Source organism: Corynebacterium sp. UMB6689 (assembly GCF_030215295.1).
Taxonomy (GTDB): Bacteria; Actinomycetota; Actinomycetes; order Mycobacteriales; family Mycobacteriaceae; genus Corynebacterium; species Corynebacterium aurimucosum.
This window is the reverse complement of sequence record NZ_JASOLS010000011.1, coordinates 12,324-32,119: the sequence shown is the minus strand read 5'-3', so window position 1 is coordinate 32,119 and position 19,796 is coordinate 12,324. Positions and strand designations below refer to the sequence as shown.

Annotated in this window: 27 protein-coding genes and 1 tRNA gene; 7 read left to right on the top strand and 21 right to left on the bottom strand. The window is 60.3% G+C overall.

All coding sequences use genetic code 11. The annotated features are described in order from the left end of the window. Positions 1-44: 44 nt before the first annotated feature. The gene (locus tag QP363_RS07625) at positions 45-503 is read right to left on the bottom strand and encodes a hypothetical protein (RefSeq protein WP_284763803.1); all 459 of its coding nucleotides are present in this window, start codon (positions 501-503) and stop codon (positions 45-47) included. A gap of 149 nt (positions 504-652) precedes the next feature. Further along, positions 653-1,012: a hypothetical protein gene (locus tag QP363_RS07620; RefSeq protein ID WP_284763801.1), complete on the bottom strand. Its 360-nt coding sequence runs from the start codon at positions 1,010-1,012 to the stop codon at positions 653-655. A 186-nt stretch (positions 1,013-1,198) separates the two neighbouring features. On the opposite strand from QP363_RS07620, the gene QP363_RS07615 reads away from it, so the two are divergent. Together QP363_RS07615 and QP363_RS07610 are read left to right on the top strand one after the other, a co-directional pair. After that, positions 1,199-1,804: a GNAT family N-acetyltransferase gene (locus tag QP363_RS07615; RefSeq protein WP_284763800.1), complete on the top strand. Its 606-nt coding sequence runs from the start codon at positions 1,199-1,201 to the stop codon at positions 1,802-1,804. A 63-nt stretch (positions 1,805-1,867) separates the two neighbouring features. Beyond that, complete coding sequence (locus QP363_RS07610) at positions 1,868-2,758, top strand: Fic family protein (RefSeq protein ID WP_284763798.1); 891 nt, start codon at positions 1,868-1,870, stop codon at positions 2,756-2,758. Here the strand turns inward: QP363_RS07610 and QP363_RS07605 are convergent. Then, complete coding sequence (locus QP363_RS07605) at positions 2,755-3,552, bottom strand: ABC transporter ATP-binding protein (protein WP_070444344.1); 798 nt, start codon at positions 3,550-3,552, stop codon at positions 2,755-2,757. The genes QP363_RS07610 and QP363_RS07605 overlap by 4 nt on opposite strands. 12 nt (positions 3,553-3,564) lie before the next feature. Further along, positions 3,565-4,476: an ABC transporter permease gene (locus QP363_RS07600; RefSeq protein ID WP_210384561.1), complete on the bottom strand. Its 912-nt coding sequence runs from the start codon at positions 4,474-4,476 to the stop codon at positions 3,565-3,567. A gap of 135 nt (positions 4,477-4,611) precedes the next feature. Between QP363_RS07600 and QP363_RS07595 the strand changes: the two genes are divergently transcribed. Next, positions 4,612-5,823, top strand: a complete 1,212-nt coding sequence (locus QP363_RS07595) for an aminotransferase class V-fold PLP-dependent enzyme (protein ID WP_284763795.1) — start codon at positions 4,612-4,614, stop codon at positions 5,821-5,823. On the opposite strand, the gene QP363_RS07590 is transcribed toward QP363_RS07595, so the two are convergent. Further along, positions 5,820-6,776, bottom strand: a complete 957-nt coding sequence (locus QP363_RS07590; RefSeq protein ID WP_284763793.1) for an NAD(P)H-quinone oxidoreductase — start codon at positions 6,774-6,776, stop codon at positions 5,820-5,822. The genes QP363_RS07595 and QP363_RS07590 overlap by 4 nt on opposite strands. 15 nt (positions 6,777-6,791) lie before the next feature. Next, a complete protein-coding gene (locus QP363_RS07585) occupies positions 6,792-7,688 on the bottom strand; it encodes an NAD(P)/FAD-dependent oxidoreductase (protein WP_070710431.1) in 897 nt (298 codons plus the stop codon). 146 nt (positions 7,689-7,834) lie between these two features. On the opposite strand from QP363_RS07585, the gene QP363_RS07580 reads away from it, so the two are divergent. Together QP363_RS07580 and QP363_RS07575 are read left to right on the top strand one after the other, a co-directional pair. Beyond that, positions 7,835-7,922 (top strand) — tRNA-Ser (locus QP363_RS07580). A gap of 349 nt (positions 7,923-8,271) precedes the next feature. Further along, complete coding sequence (locus tag QP363_RS07575) at positions 8,272-8,415, top strand: hypothetical protein (protein ID WP_157844601.1); 144 nt, start codon at positions 8,272-8,274, stop codon at positions 8,413-8,415. A 79-nt stretch (positions 8,416-8,494) separates the two neighbouring features. Here the strand turns inward: QP363_RS07575 and QP363_RS07570 are convergent, their stop codons facing one another. From QP363_RS07570 to QP363_RS07550, 5 genes are all read right to left on the bottom strand, one after another. Next, a complete protein-coding gene (locus tag QP363_RS07570; protein ID WP_070444336.1) occupies positions 8,495-8,764 on the bottom strand; it encodes a type II toxin-antitoxin system RelE/ParE family toxin in 270 nt (89 codons plus the stop codon). A gap of 9 nt (positions 8,765-8,773) precedes the next feature. Next, positions 8,774-9,019: a prevent-host-death family protein gene (locus QP363_RS07565; protein WP_083311435.1), complete on the bottom strand. Its 246-nt coding sequence runs from the start codon at positions 9,017-9,019 to the stop codon at positions 8,774-8,776. Between the two features lie 66 nt (positions 9,020-9,085). Continuing rightward, a complete protein-coding gene (locus QP363_RS07560) occupies positions 9,086-9,841 on the bottom strand; it encodes an NAD-dependent deacylase (protein ID WP_070717096.1) in 756 nt (251 codons plus the stop codon). A 4-nt stretch (positions 9,842-9,845) separates the two neighbouring features. Further along, positions 9,846-10,577 carry a DUF1648 domain-containing protein gene (locus QP363_RS07555; protein ID WP_284763788.1) on the bottom strand — a complete coding sequence of 244 codons (732 nt, stop codon included), beginning with the start codon at positions 10,575-10,577 and terminating at the stop codon, positions 9,846-9,848. A 197-nt stretch (positions 10,578-10,774) separates the two neighbouring features. Then, positions 10,775-10,915 (bottom strand): hypothetical protein, encoded by a 141-nt coding sequence (locus QP363_RS07550; RefSeq protein ID WP_168165679.1) that lies wholly within the window; start codon positions 10,913-10,915, stop codon positions 10,775-10,777. Positions 10,916-11,167: 252 nt separating this feature from the next. Between QP363_RS07550 and QP363_RS07545 the strand changes: the two genes are divergently transcribed. Then, on the top strand, positions 11,168-11,482 hold the full coding sequence (locus tag QP363_RS07545; protein WP_070520233.1) for a DUF4288 domain-containing protein: 315 nt from the start codon (positions 11,168-11,170) through the stop codon (positions 11,480-11,482). On the opposite strand, the gene QP363_RS07540 is transcribed toward QP363_RS07545, so the two are convergent. The 7 genes from QP363_RS07540 to QP363_RS07510 all read right to left on the bottom strand — a co-directional run bounded on the left by QP363_RS07540 (position 11,479) and on the right by QP363_RS07510 (position 16,357). Further along, the gene (locus tag QP363_RS07540) at positions 11,479-11,742 is read right to left on the bottom strand and encodes a type II toxin-antitoxin system RelE/ParE family toxin (protein ID WP_284763783.1); all 264 of its coding nucleotides are present in this window, start codon (positions 11,740-11,742) and stop codon (positions 11,479-11,481) included. The two genes, QP363_RS07545 and QP363_RS07540, sit on opposite strands and share 4 nt — an antisense overlap. Continuing rightward, the gene (locus QP363_RS07535; RefSeq protein ID WP_284763781.1) at positions 11,726-12,808 is read right to left on the bottom strand and encodes a ThiF family adenylyltransferase; all 1,083 of its coding nucleotides are present in this window, start codon (positions 12,806-12,808) and stop codon (positions 11,726-11,728) included. The genes QP363_RS07540 and QP363_RS07535 overlap by 17 nt, the downstream gene beginning before the upstream one ends. 21 nt (positions 12,809-12,829) lie before the next feature. Further along, a complete protein-coding gene (locus QP363_RS07530; RefSeq protein ID WP_070444330.1) occupies positions 12,830-13,045 on the bottom strand; it encodes a hypothetical protein in 216 nt (71 codons plus the stop codon). Between the two features lie 66 nt (positions 13,046-13,111). Next, a complete protein-coding gene (locus tag QP363_RS07525; protein ID WP_141756066.1) occupies positions 13,112-14,113 on the bottom strand; it encodes a hypothetical protein in 1,002 nt (333 codons plus the stop codon). A gap of 216 nt (positions 14,114-14,329) precedes the next feature. After that, the gene (locus tag QP363_RS07520; protein WP_070710425.1) at positions 14,330-14,749 is read right to left on the bottom strand and encodes a molybdenum cofactor biosynthesis protein MoaE; all 420 of its coding nucleotides are present in this window, start codon (positions 14,747-14,749) and stop codon (positions 14,330-14,332) included. After that, positions 14,739-15,209: a MogA/MoaB family molybdenum cofactor biosynthesis protein gene (locus QP363_RS07515; protein WP_070645478.1), complete on the bottom strand. Its 471-nt coding sequence runs from the start codon at positions 15,207-15,209 to the stop codon at positions 14,739-14,741. Before QP363_RS07515 ends, QP363_RS07520 begins: the two co-directional genes overlap by 11 nt. Then, positions 15,206-16,357 (bottom strand): molybdopterin molybdotransferase MoeA, encoded by a 1,152-nt coding sequence (locus QP363_RS07510; RefSeq protein ID WP_284763854.1) that lies wholly within the window; start codon positions 16,355-16,357, stop codon positions 15,206-15,208. Before QP363_RS07510 ends, QP363_RS07515 begins: the two co-directional genes overlap by 4 nt. A 40-nt stretch (positions 16,358-16,397) precedes the next feature. Between QP363_RS07510 and QP363_RS07505 the strand changes: the two genes are divergently transcribed. Further along, positions 16,398-16,652 carry a MoaD/ThiS family protein gene (locus QP363_RS07505; protein WP_010188351.1) on the top strand — a complete coding sequence of 85 codons (255 nt, stop codon included), beginning with the start codon at positions 16,398-16,400 and terminating at the stop codon, positions 16,650-16,652. On the opposite strand, the gene QP363_RS07500 is transcribed toward QP363_RS07505, so the two are convergent. Genes QP363_RS07500 through QP363_RS07490 form a run of 3 tightly spaced genes read right to left on the bottom strand, consistent with a single transcriptional unit; the run spans position 16,649 to position 19,784 of the window. Further along, positions 16,649-17,020, bottom strand: coding sequence for a phage holin family protein (locus QP363_RS07500; protein ID WP_039673133.1), 372 nt, complete (start codon positions 17,018-17,020; stop codon positions 16,649-16,651). The two genes, QP363_RS07505 and QP363_RS07500, sit on opposite strands and share 4 nt — an antisense overlap. A gap of 21 nt (positions 17,021-17,041) precedes the next feature. Then, the gene (hisC, locus tag QP363_RS07495; RefSeq protein WP_070710419.1) at positions 17,042-18,100 is read right to left on the bottom strand and encodes a histidinol-phosphate transaminase; all 1,059 of its coding nucleotides are present in this window, start codon (positions 18,098-18,100) and stop codon (positions 17,042-17,044) included. Positions 18,101-18,110: 10 nt separating this feature from the next. After that, a complete protein-coding gene (locus QP363_RS07490; protein ID WP_070731479.1) occupies positions 18,111-19,784 on the bottom strand; it encodes an alpha-keto acid decarboxylase family protein in 1,674 nt (557 codons plus the stop codon). Positions 19,785-19,796: the final 12 nt, after the last annotated feature.

Genomic DNA, 19,796 nt, shown 5'->3' with positions numbered 1-19,796 from the left:
CCCGCCTGTGGCACTCAGGTGCGTGACATGGAGGTGGCAAAGGTTTAGGCGTTGAAGCCCGGAATCTTGATGAAGCCGGAGTTCACAGCATTGACAACGCCAGCAATGAGGCCGAGCACAATCGCGGCGATAGAGGTGCCAACGAGGATTTCAGCGGTGGTTCCCACCGGGTATTCCTTGGCGGTGTCATTCTTCAGGGAAGACATGGCGACATCCTTGGCGGAGCCAGCAGTCTCCAGGCCTTCTTTGATTTCTTCAGGGGTGCTGCTGCCCTCGCTACTACCCTTGCTGCTGATAGCCTCAGCGCCCTTCTCAATGCCGTAATCCACGGAGGAAGCGAAGCCGTCACCACCGACGGCTTCCTTGAATCCTTGCTTCAGGATGTAGCCAAACACCTCGCCCTCTGAGACCTCGGAGGAACCCTTCTCGGCGGCGGTAGCCGGGGCGATGGACAGGGACAGTGCAGTGGCGGCGGCAACGGCAGCGGCGGTGAAACGCTTCATGGAGGTACTCCTTGAGAAGAAAGGTAGAGGTAGTGAAAGTAAAGAAGATGATAAAGAAGTGAAGGCTAAAAAGTATGCGATATGGAAAAGCTCCAGCCCACAACGGACTGGAGCTAGAAGTTCAAAGCTAAAAGCTTGATGCGTTCAAATTAGAACGGAAGGGAAACGCCCGGGATGAGGCCGTTCTGAACTGCGGTGTAAGCAGCGCCGAGGACGGCAGCGGCGATGCCAACGCCCCAGAGGATGTCAGCGGTGGTGCCGGCCTTGTACTCCTGCTTCTTATCGTTGTCGTAGGAAGACTGGTAGAAGTTGTTCCAAGCCTTAGAGGAATTCTCGTCGCTCTTGTGAGCATCCGAGCTTCCCTTAATGGAACCCCAGTGCGGTGCGGAGATGAACTCCTTGGCGATGCCGTCAACAGTAGACTCGCCCGGCTGTGCAGCAGAGGCAACACCAGTGGACAGGGACAGTGCGGTGGCAGCGGCAACAACGCCAGCAGCGAAACGCTTCATGATAGGGCTCCTTAAAGTTAAGAGAGAACAGTGCCTGTGATTCAGGCTCTCGGAAATTTTAACTTGAAAGGATCTGAGAAAAGAAGCAAATAGGAAAAGCTTCTTTCGTGATGCACCCATACAGGGGTATGCATATTTCCAGTGCATGAGACTAAAGGTGCGTTCTACGCAAAGTACAGTGTTCTCATGACCGTGAGAAGCGTTGAAGAAATGTGGGCTCCCTTTAGGGTTTCCATCCACGTGGGTGAGCTGAGTCTGCGGGTGCTGCGCGATAGTGACATCGCCGCCATTCATGGGGTTAGCGCCGCTGAGATTTTCGGCGAGCCGCTTCCGGAGTACACGTTCCCGTGGTTGAAGCAGAAGCCTGATCCGAGTTTCCGGTGGGCGCATCGCGCACAGATGTCCCCGGAAGAATGGTCGCTCGATTTTGGAGTGCACCTTGATGGTGAGGTTATCGGCTCGGTGGATCTGCGGGCGAAGAATTTCTCCGATAACTATGAGGTTGTAACCGGATCGTGGATCTACCACCGCCTTCAGGGCCGCGGGATAGGTACGCAGATCCGTCATGCCGCTGCGGTCTTCTGCTTTGATTACCTGGGTGCGCATCGGTTGCGCTCGGAGTGGGAGCCGGGAAATGAAGCTTCCCAGGCTGTGTCGCACAAGCTGGGCTACACCATCAACGGCAACAAAGCAGTGTTGCGCAAAGAGGATTATCAGCCGGGGCCGGAAGTGGCTGTGGCCGGCATGAGTGAGGAACTGCGCGCGATGTTGGGAGCCAACTTCGCAGTTTGAGGAATAAATCGTGAAAATGGGTGAGTTTCCACTCAATTTCACGGAAACTTGTAGAATGTTGGCATGCTTAACGCGCGGTCCGCCTCAAAAATCGACGCTCTTCTTGATCGGTATGCGGCGTTGCGGGAGGACGCCCCCGAGGCCGTCGCGGAGATAGCACGCGCAGAAGTGGCGGAGTCGGTGTATAACTCGAACGCCATTGAGAATTCCACGCTGACTTTGGAGGAGACCGAGAACATTCTGGCCGGGTTTACAACTAGGGCGCATGATTTGCGGGAAGTCTTTGAGGCCAAAAACCTGGCGCACGTGACTGAGGAACTAATTCGGGGCGTCGGTAAGCTCGATGCAAACCTCCTTCTGAAACTGCATGGCATGTTGCTTCGCGGCATCAACGACGACTGGGCGGGGCGCTTTCGTCGAAGGGGAGAGTGGGTTCGCGTGGGCGCTCATATGGGGGCCAACCCTGAATACGTGGACAGGCTGGTGGACACAGCCATTGCCGAATACTACGAGGACACTAGCTTCTTTGTTGACCGAATCGCGCGGTTCCACGCGGAATTTGAAACCATCCATCCTTTTTCAGATGGTAATGGGCGCATCGGGCGCGTCATTATCAATCAACAGCTCTTGGAGCTAGGGGCGCCGCCCATCATCATTCCGAACAAGGGAAAAGAACGCCACTACTACCCAGTGTTCCGTGGCTACCCGGTGAGTGGGGACTTTTCTGCATTGAGCACACTTATCGCGCGGCAACTCGTCGAGTCCTTGCACAAGCGCATCACGCTGCTGACCGCGCCGAGGGTAATTCGCCTGTCGGAATGGGCAAAGGTTAACGGTGTCTCTGGGTCCGTCGCCGCCAATAAGGCGGCGCGGGGTACCATTCCGGCCTTCCGACAGCGTGGAACGTGGATGATTGACGCGCAATATGTCAACGAGGCAGGTAGCAGGGGCTAAACGTTTTCCTCGTTATCGAAGCGCTTGCGCAGATCCCGCACGTACTGGCCCACCTCAGGGCCTTCGTACTCGCCGACGACGTCGGAGACCTCGCCCACCGAGCGGATCTGGCCGTGGTCGATCCATAGGGCGGTATCGCACAGTTGGGCCAGGAAGTCATTGGAGTGGGAAGCAAAGACCAGGATGCCGGAGCGCTTCACCAGATCCTGAAGGCGGACGCGGGCCTTGGCCATGAAGGCGGCGTCGACGGCGCCGATGCCTTCGTCGAGAAGCAGGATCTCCGGCTCAATGGAGGTCACCACGCCCAGCGCTAGGCGTACGCGCATACCGGTGGAGTAGGTGCGCAGCGGCATGGAGAGGTAATCACCCAGTTCAGAGAACTCCGCGATCTCATCCATCTTGGCCTTCATCTGCTTGATGGTCTGGCCCAGGAAGAGGCCGCGGATGATGATGTTGTCGTAGCCGGAGACCTCTGGGTCCATGCCCACGCCGAGGTCGAAGACTGGGGCAACGCGCCCGCGGACGTCGGCAGCGCCGCGCGTGGGTTCGTAGATGCCGGAGAGCAGGCGCAGCAGAGTGGTTTTGCCCGCGCCGTTGTGGCCGACGAGGCCCACCCGGTCACCTTCGCGCAGGTGGAGGTTGATGTCTTTGAGCGCTTCCACCATGACCACGTTCTGGTCATTCTTGCCAATGGAGCCACCGGCCGTGGAGAGCATCGCCTTCTTGAGAGAACGGGACTTGGCATCAAAGATGGGAAAGTCCACGCAAGCGTTATACGTATCAATGGAAACCATGGACGATCCTTTCTAGACCCAGTAGGAGACGCGGAAGCGCCACTGGCGCATGGCCAGGCCGGCGATGAGCAGGCCGGCGACGGTACAGCCGATGACGATGAGCCAGTGATAACCGGCGACGGGCTCGCCGATCATAGGGGCGCGGATGATCTCCATGTAGTGGTAGAGCGGGTTGATCTCAGCGATGCGCGCGCGGCTGGCCACGGCACCTCCCTGTTCCTTCAGGGTGTTGGTCATCCACACGATAGGCGTGACGTAGAAAAGCAGCTGGGTCAGAGCCTCCAGCAGCGGGGCAACGTCACGGAAGCGGGTGGCGATGATGCCGAAGAACATGGCTACCCACACGCCGTTAACCAGGAAGAGTCCTAGCGCCGGGATGAACAGGAAGAACTCCCAGCCCAAGTGGCGCGGGAAGATAAGAATGAGCAGCAGCCAGATGATGAGGTTGTGGCCCAAGAAGAGGGTTTGCCGCCAGACTAGGCGGTAGACGTGCACCGACAGTGGTGCGGGCAGCTGTTTGATCAGGCCCTCGTTGTCGATGAAGACCGTCGAGCCTTCCTTAATGGCGCCCGAAATGAAGTTCCACATAATCAAGCCCACGGTCACGTGGGGCAGGAATTCTGCAACCGGGATCTGGAAGAGCATGGAATACAGCAGGCCCAGGGCCGCGGCCATCACGCCGGTTGCGATGGTGATCCAGAAAGGACCCAGCACCGAACGGCGGTAGCGCTGCTTGATGTCTTGGATGCCCAGCTTGAACCACAGCTCGCGCTGGCGCGCGCCTTGCAACAGATCGGCGAAAGCCGCCGACATGGTCATGGAACGCGAGGCCGGCTCCTCGCCGGGTGCAGGCGCGGAGGTCATGCGGGCGACGTCGTCACGCAGGTTTTTCTTGTCTTGCACGTCCTTCACCCTAGCGCGCACCTCCGCCAAACACCTACACACACGCCCTTAACCTGGGAAAACACGAGCGAGCTGGGAAAATCGAGGGTTAGGAAAGATTTACGTGGGGCGTATAGAGTAGGGAGTCGATCGGACGATTCGAGGAAGGGTTGAAGCATGACGGAACAGTATGACGTCGCCAGCGTGCGAGGTCTTTACACTGGTCTGTCCGATGGTTGGACCTACCTGAACGCGCACGCCGCGTCGCAGATTGCAGAACGCGTGGCCTCTGGCGTTGCCCGTTCTTTCCGTATGTCCGCCACGGTGAAACCGCTGGAGGATGCCGTGGGCGCGCACTCGGCGCACCACGACCCCGGAGAGCTCCACGCGGCGGACATGTATGCTTCCGCGCGCCGGGCAGTGGCGGATCTCACGGGGGCGACGGCGGAACGGGTCATCCTGGGCCCGTCGCTGCCGGTGCTGTATCAGGCTTTGGGCGTTGCACTGCGCCCGCTGTTGCGCCGACAGTCTTCGGTGGTGCTCTCCCGTTTTGATTCTCCGGAGTTTACGAGCGCGTTCGCACACCTGGGTACTGATATTCGGTGGGCGCAGCCGGATTTGGGAACTGGCGAGCTTCCGGCATTCCAATACGCTGATCTGGTGGATGGCTCTACACGTTTTGTCGCCTTTTCTGCCGCCCACGAGCTGCTGGGCACTGTAACACCGGCCGCGGAGATCATCGATGCGGTCCATGAGCGTTCGCGCGCCTGGGTGCTTGTCGACGTCTCCTCGATCGCCCCCTACCGTCTCCTCGACTTTGATGCGATTGGGGCGGATATCCTCGGCGTGGATGTGGGTGCTCTCGGTGGTCCGCAGATGGCGGCGCTGGTCTTCCGCGATACTGCGATGTTCCGTCGCCTCGATGAGCTTGTCGTTGGCCCGGTTTCCGCGGGCTTGGCGGGTGGCGTTGGCCCCCTAGTGGATCATGTGGCGGAACTCGCCGGCGGGGAGCGCGGTTCGCGCCGCGTGCGCCTGACGCGTTCGATGCAAGCTCTCTCCGGCTATATGGAGGATCTCACCGGGGATCTCTACAGCCTGTTGGGCACGCTACCGGCCGTTCACATCCTGGGTGTGACGGGTGAGGCGGCTGCCGACGCCTCCGATGACCGCCTCCCGCGCCTCACCTTCGCCGTGCGCGATGTTCCGGCGGATGTGATCCACCGCCGGCTCTTCGACAATGGCCTAGTTACTACCATCGCTCCGCACACCCCGCTGCTCACGGAGATGGGAGTGGAGGAGGTCGGCGGTGCCGTCACGGTTTCGCTGAGTCCGTTTAGCACGTACCACGATGTGGAGCACCTCACCCGCGTGGTCGCGTCTTTGGCTTAGACCTCGAGGACGAGCTTGCCCGTGACCTCGCCGGAGTCGAGGGCTTTGTGGGCTTCGGCGGCGCGAGCAAGCGCATACGTCGCGTGCAGGTGGTGCTTGACGCTGCCGTTCTCTAGCCAGGGCCAGACATTTTTGACGGTGTCCGCAACGATGGCGGCCTTGCCCTCCAACGAGCGGGAGCGCAGCGTGGTGCCCTGCAGGGTCAGACGCTTGTTGAGGAGGATGGCCATGTTGAGCTCGGCCTTCGTGCCACCCTGCATTCCGATGGTGACCATGTGGCCGCCCTTAGCCAGCGCGATGAGGTTCTTCTTGAGGTACTTCGCGCCCATGATGTCGAGGATGACATCGCACTGGTTCTTCAGTTCCTCGGCGAAGTCCTGTTCGTTGTAGTTGATGAGGATGTCCGCGCCGAGTTCCTTGCAGGTCTCGAGTTTTTCGTCCGAGCCAGCCGTCACCGCGACGGTGGCGCCGAGGTTTTTCGCCACCTGGATGGCGAAGGTGCCGATACCGCCCGCGCCGCCGTGGATGAGGATGGTTTGGCCCTTGTTTAGTTTCGCCTCCATAGCGATGTTGGACCATACGGTGCAGCCCACTTCGATAACGGAGGCAGCTTCGGCAAAGGAGTAGCCGCTGGGGATGGGCAGCAGCTGGCCCTTGGGTACGGCGACGTATTCGGCATAGCCGCCGCCGGCGAGCAGCGCGCCGACCTTGGAGCCCAGCTCGACGTCGGTGGTGCCTGCGTCGACGACTTCACCGGCGACTTCGAGGCCGATAATCTCCGAAGCGCCCGGCGGCGGCGGGTAGTGCCCGCGGGCCTGGAGCAGGTCGGCGCGGTTTACGCCGGCGGCTTTGACTTTAACGAGGACTTCGCCGGCAGCTAGTTCTGGTGTGGCGACATCCCCCAACTCCAGCGAGTGCGGGTCGTCCAGATTGGTCTGAATGATGGCTTTCATGCCACACCACCGTACTTAAATCCAATCATCCTCGACCAGGAAGGCATTGACCGCGATGGCTGCGGCGTTGGCTTCGCCCATCGCTACCGCGACCTGTGCCGGTGGGTTGACCACGTTGCCCACCGCCCAGATGCGCGGGTGGCTGGTGGCACCGGCGAGGCCCGTTTTGATCAGGCTGCCGCCCATGCCCGACGGCGGGCTGTGGCGGTCAAGGTTGAGGTCAGCGAGAAACTCATCGTGCGGGTGAGGGACAGGCATGTAGAACAGTGCATCGACGGCATGGGTTGTGCTCCCAACCAGGACTTTTCCGTCCTGGAAGGCGGTGACGGGGCCGTCGACAAGCGCAATGCCCCGCCGGGTCAGGTCAGCGCGCTGTTCCTCGGTGAGCTTCATGCCGTTGGTGAAGAAGGTGATGTCCTTGGACCACTGGCGCAGGAGCGCTGCATGGTGCAGGGAGAACTCGCCGATGCAGAGAACACCGAGTTTCTTGTCGGCGACCTCGAACCCGTGGCAGTAAGGGCAGTGGAGGACTGTATCTGCCCAGTTTTCTTCGAGTCCCGGGATGTTTGGATGTACGTCGTCCACACCGCTGGCGACGATGATGGAGCGGGCCGCGACGGTATCTCCATTACTCAATGTGGCGGTGAGTGTTCGGTCATTATCGGTGACGGAATCCACGGTGGTGTTGACGATCTGTACGCCGTAGTTGCGCAGCTGCTCCTTACCGCGCTCCTGGAACTCGAGTGGTGGTGTGCCCTCGAGGGCGATGACACCATGGATTTCGTGGGCGAAGCGATTGCGGGGAGTGGTGGAATCAACAACGAGGACACTGCGGCGGGCGCGGACCATGACCAGTGCTGCCTGAAGGCCGGCCGCGCCACTGCCGATGATGAGGGTATCGACTGTCTGCATAGGCCCGAGTAAACCAGAGCAAGGTATATGCGGCAATGGCTTTCAGTAGGTTGCGCTTTGCGCAACGTGATGAGCCGAATTCTTCTCCCGCGGCGGAGTCTAGTACTCTGAACGTGTTGCGCGCGGTGCATGCTGACGCGTGACGAGGAGGCGTGGCAGAGCGGCCGAATGCACTGGTCTTGAAAACCAGCGTGGGGAAACTCACCGCGGGTTCAAATCCCGCCGCCTCCGCCAATTGTTTTGGGGGTCATTTGTAGCGGCTTTGCTTCTGTCCCATGCGGCTGTAACGAAGCTCAGAACGCATCCTGCCAGTAGGAATCCGCTAATTTGCAGGTGGGTGGCCGAGTTTCCGCCGCCGCCAGCCACGACGAGGAAAATCGAAAATGCAATCGCGACAAGGCAGTGGATGACCAACCGGCTATGCGCTCCAAGGTGGCATTGCGGCCAAGCTTTCTCGATAGCCCAGCTCACTGCTGCGAGAATGACATAAAAGACGATTCCCGCTAAGGCTCCTGGAACTAGGTAGAGCATGGATTCATCTCCTCTCGGGGGGAATAATGGTTGTGGTAAGGAAGGCGGTTTCGTGATGTCAGAGGATAACTATTCGGCGTGGGTAGAGACTGATTATCTTTTCGGCTCCCCAGTCAATGCTCGCCGGCTATTGGAGTCTTACGAGCAAGTGCTAGACGGAAAGGCTAAGGAGCACGACATCGATCTAGCTGTGTAAGAACTATCTTCCGATCGAAGTGGAGTATTCACCTTCTGGCAGGGTGGAACCGGTTTTGTTTATCTGAGAGGAATTTTACCTATTTCCGGTAAACATCTCGTCGGTGAGCAATGCGCAGGACGAGCACCACGAGTTTTCCGTCTAAGATTTCATAAACTACGCGATAGTGTCCGACTCGAATTCTGTACAGGTCGTCTGAGGCTCTTAGCTTCTTTACTCCATCAGGGCGAGGGGTAACGGCCAAGTCTTCGATTGCAGCAAGTAGTCGCCTCTGTGTCGGCCTGTCGAGCTTGCGTAGCTCCTTGGCTGCGGATGCCTTATAGGTGATGTGATAAGTGGAGTCAGCCATAGAAGGCGATTAGGTGAGTCCGAGTTCTTTTTTGAGGTCTTCGTGTGAAATCTCTACGGCTTCTCCTCGGGCAATCTCTGCGGTCTGAACATCCTCACGATCTTCTAGTGCTTCGACTGCGCGGGCGAAAAATGAAGGAGAGACGACAAAAGCGCGAATCCGGCTTCCACGACTAGTGATGGCGACGGGTGTGTGCTGTGCCTCTTCAAGAATTTGGCTTTGGGATTGGCGGAATTGGCTGGATGCCACTGACATCGTTTTCATACTGCAAATGTACATCTTGTACATTTCGGTGGGCAAGGGCCGCGGGGTTTCTGGTTGCTACTCGTCTTTGCCATCGATCCGCCCCGCCAAGATGCGAGGCAGCGCCTCCGCTGCGGTGGCGGTGACCACGACGTCGGCAAGCGGCGAGAGGTCCGTGGGCTGCGGGGTGACTTCCACGATGGGGATGCCGCGCGCGTGGGCAATCTGCGGCAGGCCGGCGGCGGGATAGACCACGCCGGAGGTACCCACAATGAGCAGCGCGTCCGCGGTGGACATGCGGCGTTCGGCCTCGGCCCATTCGTCGTTGGGCAAAGCCTCACCGAACCACACCACGCCTGGGCGTACGAGCCCGCCGCACACGGGGCACTCGGGTGGAGTGATGCTCTCGACCGGTTTCTTCGGCAGCGCAATGTCCTCGTCGTACGGTGTATCGCAGTCGGTGCAGCGGAAGGCGAATAGGGAGCCGTGTAGGTGGACCACGTCCTGGCTTCCGGCGCGCTCGTGCAGGTTATCGATATTTTGCGTGGTCACCGTCATGCCGCGTGCGGCAGCAATCGCGCGGTGCCCGGCGTTGGGTTCGGCCCGCTGCGCCAGCTGGGCGCGCCACAGGTACCAGGCGAACATGGGCTTTGGTTCATTACGCCATGCGCTTATCGACGCCATCGCGACCGGATCCACGTTCTCCCAGATGCCCGTCTGCGCATCGCGGTATGTGGCGATGCCGCTATCCGCACTCATACCCGCGCCGGTGAACACCTCAACGTGAGTGGCATCAGAAAGAATCGAGTGTGCGCGCTCAAACAGGTGCTCCATGCATCTAGAGTACGTCGATGAGCACGCAGAATGCTATGGATACGAGAAGGGCAATGCCCATGCGCCACAGGTAGCGCCGTCCCGGTTCGTGGGCGGTGTTGATCTGCAGCTTCGAAGGATTCGTGGAAAAGACTGCCATGCACATCGGGTCTTTAGGTTCTTTGTAGACTCCCATGCCACCGGCAAAGCGGAGTGCTTCGTTGCGAACCTGTTCATCATCGTCGGTTGGTATGGCTTTCACGGCCTTCGCAGATGTCAGCGTCAATCGGACGCCTTGAATCATGATGAACAGGGTGAAGGCTATCCACGCGGCCACGAGGAGAAAGCCCGAGAAGGGGATGTCCGGTACCACCGTGCAGACCGCGGTGAGGCACACGCAGGTCGTCATGGCGAACACTGTCTGGGCGATGAAGGTGGTGGTCTTTTCAGCGATCAGCTCCGCGCGCTGGGCGGTGGCTTCGGAGAAAGGAAGCGCTGACTCCGCCGGAACCTGTGTTGTCTTTCGCGCCAGCGAGACCGGTGGCACGCACAACGGCAGCGCGATGGCGAAGACAACGCCAATCCACACCAGGGCCGTTGCGTTGAAGAAAGACTTGGGTTCGAAGCGGTCCGGGTTGCCCGAGCCATCGAAGTGGACCGGGATGGGATCAGGCACCGAATCCCAGCGCAGCAGCATGTACCCCAGCGTGAGAGCACACACCACAGCGGTGGCGACGTAATACTGGCGGCTTCTCATGGCAGTAAGCTTACAAGGCGGCAGGCCGAGGACCTCTGCGAAAGGCGTCTGGCAAATGGCATCTGCCAAAAGGCATCTTTGGGATTAAAAACGCCATTTGCGCGGGGTAAAAGGCGTTTTTGGCTCTGAAAACGCCTTCTGGTTGATGCCTTTTACAAGATGCCATGTGGGCAGAGGAGATTGAGCAGGGGTTTGGTCTATGTGTCGTTGTGCTCCTGCCAGGCATCGATGCCGCTGCGAAGCGAGTAGACGTTGCTGAAGCCGCGGGCGCGCAGGGCGTCGACTGCTTGCGCGGAGTAGAAGACGGTGACACCTGCAGCGGTAGCGCTATGGCGCACATCAGGGCCGTTGCGTTGAGGAAAGACTTCGGATCGAAGCGGTCAGGGATGGGACCTGGGGCCGAGTCCTTGCGCCGCAGTTTGGCCCCAGCGTAAGAGCACACACCGCAGTGGTGGCGACGTAATACTGGCGGGTCTGCATGACAGTGAGCTTTCAATCCGGCCGGCTGAGTTTTCCGCGTTACATGGTCTGGGTGAGCAGGTAGAGTCGAGTCCAAGCTGACCTAGAACCGGAAAGGACAGTAGCCGGCAATGGAACCTTATGTTGGAATTGTCGTGATGGAGCTTGCTAAGAAGTCCAGTTCATCTGCCCAAAGCTTCTTCCGCGAGGACTTTTATATTGTGTATGCGGAGTCGGACGAGAAGGCTCGAGAACGCGTTGAAGCGATGGCGAACGAGCAGGCCGATGGTGAGGACGTGAAGGTACGGCACATCGTGGATGTCGCGCCAGCCCTCTATGGTTATGTAGACCGCGATTGTGATCTCTACTCGCGGCACTTTGCGAGCCTAGAGGACTACGAGCGTTTCGAGATGAAGCTCGGCGGAACCGACCCGCTGGCTGATTAATCGTAGACTTCGCGTCGGTGATCTAAGTCAACAACGGTGACCGTGACTGTGTTTTCGTATATTGCCGCGATAACGCGGTAGTCCCCGACTCGCCAGTGCCACAGACCGGATTTATCCCCCACGAGACGCTTGCCGCGCGAGCGCGGGTCTTCGAGTTCTGCCACTTCGCGAAGAAACCTGCTGACTCTCTTCTGCGTTGGTTTGTCTAACTTTCGGAAGGCTTTTGCACCGCGCGGCGTGAAGCTAATTCTCCACGCCACATTCAGCCTCTAGGTCTTCAAGAGAAATGGTCTCTAGCTCGCCACGGCGTGCGGCCGCTGCCTCGGACTCAAGCTCAGAGATGTGTTCCAACCAAGCGTCGATGCCGCCGCGCAGCGAGTAGACGTTGCTGAAGCCACGGGCGCGCAGGGCCTCGACTGCTTGGGAGGAGCGCAGGCCGCTGGCGCAGTAGAGGACGGCGAGGTCGGCGGGGTCTAGGGGCGGGTTGTGGCCGGCGAGGATGTCATCGAGCGGAAGGTGCTGCGAGCCCGGGATAAGGGAGGCGGCGCGCTCGGGGGCGGTGCGGACGTCGATAAGCGTGGCGTCCTCAGGGATCTCGCGGACGTCGGTGGGGTTGTCGGGGCGCGCCGGGGTGGCGCCGTTCGCGCGCACGGGGATGTATTCCCAGGTCCCGACGAGGGAATCGTAGTAGCCAAGCGTACCGATGAGCGGGGTGCCGATGCCGGTGAGGAGCTTAAGCGCCTCCACGGCTAGGGCGGAGCCGGCCACGCCGACGACCGGGCCCATCACGCCGGCCTGTGAGCAGGAGGGTACCTGCGGGTCGGTGGGGAAGAGGTCCTCGTAGACCGGGCCGTGGCCGGAGTGGAAGACGGTGAGCTGCGCGTCGTATCCCAGCAGCGATGCCCACACGTGCGGAATGCCCAGCTCATGGGCGGCCCAGGAGGCCAGGTGGCGGGAGTAGAAGTTATCGGTGCCGTCGATGATGAGGTCAGCGCCGCGCAGTTGCTCCAAGGCGGTATCAGGCGTGAGGCGCGAGAACTGCTCGACGGTGCACTCGGGGTTGAGGGCGCTCAAGGCTTCAGCGGCGGATTCAGTCTTGGGCTGGCCCACGGTCGCCGTGCTGTGGATGACTTGGCGGTGCAGGTTGGAGAGGGAGACGGTGTCGTCGTCGAAAAGCAGGATGCGCCCCACGCCTGCGCCTGCCAGGTAGAGAAGGGCAGGCGAGCCCAGGCCGCCGGCACCGATGACGGCGACTGTGGAAGCGCGAAGTCGTTGCTGTGTGGAGGTTCCCCAGAGGGCTTCCTGACGTGCGTAGCGTGAACTCATTCTGAAGTGCTCCGAGTTTTCCTAGACTTTTGCCTTGATTTCTATTGTTTCCTGCAGTGGATTCTGATTAAAGAATTCGGTTTCAATCCCGGTTGGTGTCGATATTCTAAGCTCTGGCGGAATCGTGCTTCGTCCTACCTCGACGCTCACTCGAACGTCATGCACGCCCTTGATGGCCACCAGTGTGTTGACCTTGATGACGAGTTCATCTTTGTCAGAAATGTCGGCTAGGCGCATCAGCCAGGCAGTGGACTTGCGATTTCCATGCGAGGTAAAGAGCAGAAAATAAAGCTCTTCTAGGCATTATTCCGTCCGTTTATCGAAAGGGTAAATAGACATCGGAATTGTGTATGCACCTTTTGCAGTACCACCTTGCATAAGCTGGCTAAGCTTCGCGATATGCGCGCCATCCTTATCCGCAGCTGGGTCTTTGAATGTAAAAGAATGTACGCGAAGCTCCTCAGCACCTTCAATCGGCTGAGTCACGATATATAGATTTCCGCCGTCGATAGTTGCAGATACAGGACGGCGATCTGCGCCGATTAGCGGTTCAGTTTCTTTAACTTCCTGACGCTCGAGATCAAGTGCCACGATCGTTCCTCGACTCGTAAAGTACGACACGCTTCCTTCTTCGTAGCGAGAGGACCTATTTACGCCTGGTATCGGCAGCCTTTCGATATTTCCTTCGTGTTTTAAAGTTGGTTTTTCATTCGAGGTACCAACCGAGACAACATACGCACCACCAGTATCGTCAGGAAAAGAAATATATGATTTTTCTTTCCCACACCCAAGAGCAGAGAAGTATTCGGATGCGACTGTTCCGGCAGGTATATCAAGGCGAGATTCAGACAACAACCCGTCGACTCCCATACGCACAAGCGTTAAACCGCTTCCGTCATCTTCATCACGTTCTATCCAGACAGCTTTTTCATCAGTACAAGCCCTTAACGCGACTGGTCTCCTATCGCGAGTTACCGTGCTTGTAGATTCCTTAGTTGCGAGCACTATGCGGCTCGCATACGGACTATCGCTCATGCCTTCGTTAAAAACAAACACTGCTGCTTTATTGTCCACAGAACCAGCAGAAGCTGTTTGGGTCGGTAGACCTAAACCTGCGAGTGGTTTCTCAGATTGTTTGCGAAAATCTGAATCAAAGACAACCAATTGATCCTTATCTGGAGCCACATACCCTTCACCGAGCCTCTCCATCGAAGGGTTATACACCGATGCAAGTTCAGCGAGAGAGTCCACCTCATCAGTGCTCGTTCCAAAAACATAATTGTGATTATTTACGGAAGGAGTCACAGAGACAGCCCTAGCGATCCCGCCCCATTCCCAAGTAGTAAAAGACTTCGATGTCTGTGAACGCTCTTGCGCACACGAAGAAACGACAAGTGCACAGACGCCTAGAGCGCAAACCGCTAGGAGTTTTCGAAGTAGTGCTATGAGCATTGCGCTTTCACTTTCTGGATCTAAGCCCATTTCCCGTCCGTACCGAATTCCGACAGTGCATACAACTGTTTATTCCAGGCCTACCCACGTGGTGGTGTCATCGGTATGCAGCTGCTCTTTCCAGATGGGGACTTCCGCCTTGACGCGGTCGGCGCAGGTCGAGGCTGCCTCGAAAGCGTCCTTGCGGTGCGCGGAGGCGGCGGCGACGAGGAAGGCGGATTCGCCGATTTCTAGTGGGCCAGTGCGGTGCGCGCACCAGAGGCGCACGGTGGGGAAGGCAGCAGCGACTTCAGCGGCCACGCGCTCGATTTCCTGCTGGGCTGAGGGATGCGCGGTGTAGGTCAGGAGTTTCACACCCCGGCCGGAGTCGTGGTTGCGCACGATGCCGTCGAATAAAACGACGGCGCCGGTTTCAGCGGTGGCGATGTCGGGGGCTGAGATAGGCTCAGCGCTGATGTGGGCGCCGAGTAAGCCGAAGTTAGTGCTCATGAATGCCTTCCAGCTGGTTGATGATGTGGTTAAGCACCGGTTCGAGGACCGCGCAGCCGTCCTTGGCCGCACCCGTGGAGCCGGGCAGGGCCATGGCGAAAGTGGACCCGGTGACTCCGGCAACCGTGCGGGAGAGCGCCGCAGTGGGGATGCCGGCGGAGTGCGCGTAGAAGGCGTGGGCCAGGCCGGGGAGCTCGCGCTCGAGATGCGGGGTGAGTGCTTCGACGGTGCGGTCATCCGGTGTGATGCCGGTGCCGCCGGAGGTGAGGATGACGGAGGGGGCATCGGCGAAGGCGGTGGCCAAGGCGGCGTCGATGTCGGCGTCCGCGACAACGAGGGGCTGCGGGGTATCGAAGCCCTGCTCACGCAGGAAGTTCACCAAGATGGGGCCGGAGCGGTCCTCGTACTCGCCGGCGGCGGCGCGGGTTGAGGCAACAATAACGAGTGCGCGGTGGGTCATGAGAGTGGGAATACCTCCACGAGGTCGCCGGCTGAAAGCTGCGTGTTAGCCGGGATACGGATGAGGGCGTTAGCGCCGATGGCCTGGGACATTAGGTGGGAGCTGGTGCCGCCGAGGAAGGAGGCGTGGGCTGTGCCATCGGAAATACTGATAGTTCCACGGCGGAACTGCTCGCGGTTGTTGAGTCCGTCTGCGGATTCAACAAGGTGCGCGCGAACCGGCTCTGAGGCATGGCCAAGGACGGGTGCCAAATAGAGGCGGAAGCTCACCAGCGTGGAGATGGGGTTGCCGGGAAAGCAGACTACGGGGACCTCGCCAAGGCGGGACAGGCCCTGCGGGCCACCCGGCTGTTGCGCCACGTGGCCGAACCAGCCGTCTTCTTCGAAGATTTGGCGGATGACCTCGAATTTTCCATGGGAGATGCCACCGGAGGTGACGATGACATCGGGGCGGTGGGTAATGACTGCTTCGGCGAGGTCCGCGCGCAGGGCAGAAGGATCGTCGTTCGTGCGCACGAAGCCAGCCACGTCGATGCCATACTGCCTGGCCAAAGCTGCGAGCATTGGCGCATTGGAATCGGGGATGGTGGCCTCACCTTCGCCACCTATTTCAGCGCCACCGGTACAGATGAGGATGCGGGCGGGCGCGACGGTGAGGACCTCGGTCAGGCCCTGGGAGGCGAGGGTGGCGATGGAGGGGGCGTCGAGAAGCGCGTGCTCTGTGACGAGAGTGGTTCCGGCCTGGACGTCGGAGCTCGCGCGGCGGATGAACTGCTCAGGAGCTGCCGGCACCGTGACGGTAGCGCCTTCCTCCGGGAAGCGCGGGGGCTCGCAGTGCTCGACGGGGACGATGGTCGCGGTGCCCTCAGGGACTTTCGCGCCGGTCATGATGGGCAGGGCGGTGCCTTGCTCGAGCGAGCCCGGGGGATCCCCCGCCGCGATAGTGCGGCCGACGGTGAAGGTGCCGCCGTCACATGTGGGAAGCGCATAGCCATCCATCTGCGAATTATCAAAAGGCGGCAGGTTGTGTTGGGCGCGGTACGTCGCGGCGGCGCGTCGGCCGAAGGCGCTGTTCAGGGGAGTGGACACCACCCGGGGTTGCGGAAGGGCCGCGCGAACGGCGGCGAGGTGTTCCTCATAGGTGCGCATCAGGTTCCTTCCTGTCACGGAGGCTGGCATAGTGGCAACCATGGTTGACATACACTACTTTGCCGCAGCCCGCGCCGCCGCGGGGCGCGCGCAGGACACAGCGCAGGCAGCGACGCTGGGGGAGTTGCTCGACGTGTTGCGTGCTCGGCATACCGGCAGCACCGAGGCCGGAATGAGCTTCGCGGAGGTGCTGGAGCGCTGCACCTTCCTGGTGGATGGCGCGAGCGCTACCGAGGACGCCGTGCTTGCCGACGCCTCCCGCGTCGACGTCCTCCCACCCTTTGCTGGGGGTTAGTTTCGGCTGCGCAGGGGACTAGTAAAGAAGTTCACCACGCCGGAAACGATCGCGAGAACAATCGCGCCGATGATGGCGGCGCCCCAGCCGTCGATGACGAGTGAGTCCATTAGCGCGCTGACGAGGAGCAGGACCGCGCCGTTAATGACGAGCGCGAACAGGCCCAGTGTCAGGCAGGTCAGCGGGGCGCCGAGAAAGCGGAGCACTGGGGTGACGACCTCATTGACGATGATGAAGACCGCCGCGATGAGCAGGAAATTCTGGGTGCTAGCGGGGACGATGTCGATTCCGGGGACAATCGCCACCACGGCCCAGAAGGCCACCGCGACGGCAATGACGTTGAGTGCAAAATTGATAAATGTCTTCACAACTGCACTCTAACGCGGAAACTACTCCTCTGCAGCGAAGGCAGCGTCCCAGGCTTTAAGCAGGATGTCGGTTTCCTCAGCTGTGGTGACGGAAATGCGCACGCCCTCAGGGAAGGCGCGGACGAGAACGTCATTCTCGGCAAGCTGTGCAGCAACGTCCTGCGGGGAGCCCAGCTTCGCAATGGAGTCGGCGGCGAGCCAGATGTGGTTGGCCTGGGATTCCGGCACACCAAAGTCGGCGAAGTGCTCCACCAGGCGGTCGCGCTGCTCCACGGTCTCGTCGGTGCGCTCACGCAGCTCCTTCTGGGCGGCCAGCGAGGCCACAGCGCCAGCTTGTGCCACCGAGTTCACGGAGAACGGGATGGCCACCTTGCTTAGCGCCTCGATGATCTCGGCGTTGCCGAAGGCATAGCCTAAACGGATGCCGGCCAGGCCATAGGCCTTGGAGAAGGTGCGCAGGCCAATGACGTTGTCGTGAGTGTGGACGTAGTCGGTGGCCAGCGGGACGGCGTCGTTGCGGTTGTACTCGATGTAGGCCTCATCGAGCGCCACGATGACGTCCTTCGGGACCTTGGCCAGGAAGGCGTCGAGCTCCTCCTTGGTGATGATGGAGCCGGTGGGGTTATTCGGGTTGCACACGAAGATCAGGCGGGTCTTGTCCGTGATGGCAGCCGCCATGGCCTCCAAGTCCACGCGGTGATCCGCGGTGAGCGGGACCTTGACCGGGGTAGCGCCCACGACCTGCGCGAAGATGGGATAAGCCTCGAAGGAGCGCCAGGGGAAGACAATCTCATCACCGGGCACCGAGGTGATCTGCACCAGCTGCTGGCAGATGGCGGAGGAACCCGCGCCGCAGGTGACCTGCTCCGGTGTGACGCCGAGGTTTTCGGCGAGCGCCTTGCGGATTTCCACCGCGCCCATATCCGGGTAGCGGTTGACGTGCGCGGCTGCAGCCTCCATGGCCTTGAGCGCGCCGGGCAGCGGCTCCTGAGTTGCCTCATTGGAGGAGAGCTTCAAGGCGTGCTCGGCGTTCTTGCCGGGCACGTAGGCGGGCAGGGAGGAAAGGTCTGGTCGAATCATGTTCTCCACCTTAGGCGTTGCGGGGCCCACGAGGCCCGAAGTCGAAGTCAGCGGTCTGCGGCCCGAAGGCCTGAAGGCCCTTCGGCGCGTCGAAGGCATCAAGGCGCACCTCAAGGAAGGCGCCGCGCTCTGGGTGAGCAGCGATGTCGTCTAGGGCCTTCGCCAGCTCGCCTTCGGTTGAGGCCACGTAGGACTCCATCGTGGTGTCCTTCATGAAGGCCTTCGGCAGAGCCGTGTAATCCCACATCTGGATCTCGTTGTATTCGCGTTCCATGCCCAAGATGTAGCGCTCGATGGTGTAGCCATCGTTGTTCACCAACACGATGATGGGCTTCAAGTCCTGACGCAGGATGGTGGACAGCTCTTGGGCGGTGAGCTGGAAGGAGCCATCACCGATGAAGAGAACATGGCGGCGCTCCGGGTTGGCCAGCTGTGAGCCAAGCACGCAGGGCAGGGTAAAGCCGATGGAGCCCCAAATGGTGGAGTTAATGTACTGCACGCCCTCGGGCATGCGCTGCTGGCCCAGCCCGATATTGGAGGTGCCGGCTTCGGCGATGACCACGTCATCGTCCTGGATGAAGCCGAGCATCTGCGGCCAGATGCGCTCCTGGGTCAGCGGGGCATCCGGGTTCGGCTCGAAGGGCTCGGGTTCGAAGGCCGCGCTTGGCGACGCCTCGGCTTCCTGGATGCGGTCGAGGAGGACGTCGAGAAGCTCCAGCGTATTGATGCCCACGAAGAACTCGCCGTCGGCGTTGAGGTGCTGGTCGCCGAAGTTATAGACGCGGGCATCGGCCAGGTTGTGGGTGAAGGAGCCGGAGTTGACCTCGATGAAGCGCGGGTTCGTGGTGACCAGGAAGTCGGATTTTTCGATGCGTTCCTGCACGCCTGGTGCGGAGGCCGCACCGTTATAGGTGCCGATGAACAGCGGGTGGCGCTCAGACAGGATGGCCTTGCCGGAGGAAAGCTGGGAGTAAGGCAGCTGGGCCTTGTCGATGATGGCGCGGAGCTTCTCCGTGAAACCGTGGCGGTTGGTGTCCTGATCGATGAGGATGATCGGGTCTTTGGCCTTCGCCAAGTGCTCCAGCACGTAGTCCGCGGCAGCGTTCAGGCGCTCCGGATCGGAGGGGGCGAGTTCGGTGGAGAAAGGCTCGTCGGGGACCTCGATGGTCAGGTGCGTGATATCGGAAGGAATCTGGATGTGCACCGGGCGCTTCTCGCGCAGGCAGGTGTGCAGGGCGCGGTCGAATTCCTCGACCACGTTCATGGGGGACACGCGCGTGGCCACTTCGGTGAAGGGCGCGAAGGAATCGAGCATGTTGGCAAAGTCGCCGTCGGCAAGCGAGTGGTGCAGGTTCCAGCGGAATTCGGTCGCATACTGCGGCGGCGCGCCTGCCAACGACACCAGCGGGACGTGCTCGGCACGTGCGCCCGCAATGCCGTTGAGCGCGGAAAGCTCGCCCACGCCATAGGTGGTGAGCAGGCAGCCCACGCCGCGTTGGCGGGCGTAGCCGTCAGCGGCATAGGCGGCGTTGAGCTCGTTGCAGGCGCCGACGAAGCGGATGCCCTCGGAGGCCTCGATCTGCTCGAGGAAGCTCAGGTTGAAATCACCGGGCACGCCGATGATTTCAGTAATACCGATGGCCTTGAGGCGGTCCAGGATGAAATCACCAATGGTGGTCTGCATGAGAGAGTCCTT